We start from the raw sequence: 2804 nt of genomic DNA on the forward strand, positions 1-2804 counted from the left end.
CTGGCCGACCAGGCCGGCGCCCCTCGCCACCGGCCTGCAGGCCTTCGCCGCCGAGGTGCGCGAGGGCATGGACGCCCGCGAGGCGCAGATCGCCCGCGACCTCGACATCCCCCTGGAGCTGCTGCCCGGACGGCAGGCTCCGCCCCCAGCGATCGAGAAGGACACACACTGATGGAGACCGCGGAGATCCGCCGCCGATTCCTCGCCCACTTCGAGAAGGCGGGGCACACGGTCGTCCCGTCGGCGCCGCTGCTCCTCGACGACCCGACGCTGCTGTTCGTCAACGCCGGCATGGTGCCCTTCAAGCCGTACTTCCTGGGCCAGGAGACGCCGCCGTACGCCACCGCGACGAGCGTGCAGAAGTGCGTGCGCACCCTCGACATCGAGGAGGTCGGCAAGACCACCCGCCACGGCACCTTCTTCCAGATGTGCGGCAACTTCTCCTTCGGCGACTACTTCAAGGAAGGCGCCATCCGCTTCGCCTGGGGCCTCATCACCGGCTTGGTCGAGGACGGCGGCCTGGGCTTCGACCCGGAGAAGATCTGGGTGACCGTGCTGCCCAGCGACGACGAGGCGCGCCAGCTCTGGAAGGACGTCGCCGGGCTGCCCGACGAGCGCATCCAGGGCCGGGGGCTCAAGGACAACTACTGGAACATGGGCGTGCCCGGACCCGGCGGCCCGTGCAGCGAGATCTACGTCGACCGCGGCCCCGAGTACGGCCCCGACGGCGGCCCGAACGCCGACGAGGACCGCTTCCTGGAGATCTGGAACCTGGTCTTCATGCAGGAGTCGCTCAGCGCCGTGCGCGCCAAGGACGACTTCGACGTCGAGGGCCCGCTGCCGGCCAAGAACATCGACACCGGCATGGGCCTGGAGCGGGTCGCCTACCTGCTGCAGGGCAAGGAGAACCTCTACGAGATCGACGAGGTCTTCCCGGTCATCGAGCGCGCCGCCGAGCTGACCGGCAAGGCGTACGGCGCCGACGAGCAGGACGACGTCCGCTTCCGCGTCGTCGCGACCACGTGCGCTCGGGCCTCATGCTCATGGGCGACGGCGTCACGCCCGGCAACGAGGCCCGCGGCTACGTGCTGCGCCGCCTGCTGCGCCGCGCCGTGCGCTCGATGCGCCTGCTCGGCTACGAGGGCCCGGCGCTGCCCGAGCTGCTGCCGGTCAGCATGGAGCGGATGAAGGCCTCCTACCCCGAGCTGGAGACCGACTTCGCCCGCATCAGCCAGGTCGCGTACGCCGAGGAGGACGCCTTCCGGCGCACGCTGGCCAAGGGCACGCAGATCTTCGACCAGGCCGCCGACGAGACCAAGCGCTCCGGCGCGACGGTGCTGGCCAGCGACCAGGCGTTCGCGCTGCACGACACCTACGGCTTCCCGATCGACCTGACGCTGGAGATGGCCGCCGAGCAGGGCCTGAGCGTCGACGAGCAGGGCTTCCGCGCGCTCATGGCCGAGCAGAAGGCCCGGGCCAAGGCCGACGCGAGGGCCAAGAAGGGCGGCCACGCCGACACGACGGTCTACCGCGAGACGCTCGACGCGTCCGGCCCGACCGACTGGCTCGCCTACACGGCGCTGTCGACCGAGTCGATGGTCGTGGCCGTGCTGGCCGAGGGCCGGGCCGGGGCGGTGCTCACGCCCGGTCAGGTCGGCGAGGTCGTGCTCGACCGCACGCCGTTCTACGCCGAGTCCGGTGGCCAGAACGCCGACGCCGGTCACCTGGTCTGGGACGGGGGGCGGGCCGAGGTGCTCGACGTCCAGCGTCCGATCAAGGGCCTGGTCGTGCACCAGGTGCGCGTGCTCGAGGGCGAGCTCGTCCAGGACACCGGCGTCGAGGCCGCGGTCGACCCCGACTGGCGCCTGGGCGCCTGCCAGGCGCACTCGGGCACGCACGTCGTGCACGCCGCCCTGCGTGAGGTGCTCGGCCCGACGGCGCTGCAGTCCGGCTCGTACAACCGCCCGGGCTACCTGCGCCTGGACTTCGGCTGGAACGGCGCGCTCGCGCCCGAGCAGGTCCACGACGTCGAGCAGGTCGCCAACCGGGCGCTGCGCGAGGACCTCGCCGTCTCGGCCCAGGTGATGAGCCTGCCCGAGGCCAAGGAGTGGGGCGCGCTCGCGCTGTTCGGCGAGACCTACGGCGAGGACGTCCGCGTCGTCGAGATCGGCGGCCCGTGGTCGCGCGAGCTGTGCGGCGGCACGCACGTCGCCCGCTCCTCGCAGATCGGCACCGTCGTGCTGACCGGTGAGTCGTCGGTCGGCTCGGGCAACCGCCGCGTCGAGGCGCTCGTCGGCCTCGAGGGCTTCCAGTACCTGGCCCGCGAGCGCGACATCGTCCGCCAGCTGACCGACCTGCTCAAGGTGCGTCCCGACGACGTCGCCGGCCGCGTCGGCGACCTCGTCGAGCGCCTGCGCACGGTCGAGAAGGAGGCCGAGAAGATCAAGGCGGCCCAGGTGCTGGGCGCCGCGGGCGACCTGGCGGCCGGCGCGAAGGACGTGAACGGCGTCGCGTACGTCGGACACCACGCCGCGGGCCTGTCCGGCGGCGACGTCCGCAGCCTGGCCCTCGACGTCCGTGGCCGCGTCCAGGACCGCCCGGCGGTCGTGGTCGTCGTCGGCACCGACGCCGGCAAGCGTCCGCGGTCGTGGCCCTCAACGACGCCGCCCAGCAGCGCGGCCTCAGCGCCGGCGAGCTGATCAAGGTCGTCGGCGCCCACATCGACGGGCGCGGACGCATCGCGCGGACCCTGCTGCTGCCGTACCTGAACCACGCCGCCACCATGCTGCAGGAGGGCTACGCCA

The 2804-nt window shown here is 72.5% G+C and carries 1 protein-coding gene and 1 pseudogene; both read left to right on the forward strand.

Annotated features, from left to right (window positions below):
• Positions 1-171: 171 nt before the first annotated feature.
• Positions 172-1799: pseudogene (alaS, locus tag AC2W7G_RS13075) on the forward strand (alanine--tRNA ligase); the annotation flags it as partial.
• Between the two features lie 285 nt (positions 1800-2084).
• Complete coding sequence (locus tag AC2W7G_RS13080; RefSeq protein WP_485868826.1) at positions 2085-2699, forward strand: hypothetical protein; 615 nt, start codon at positions 2085-2087, stop codon at positions 2697-2699.
• The last annotated feature ends 105 nt before the right edge of the window (positions 2700-2804 follow it).

This window comes from Aeromicrobium sp. PFPM2_SD2 (assembly GCF_057364525.1).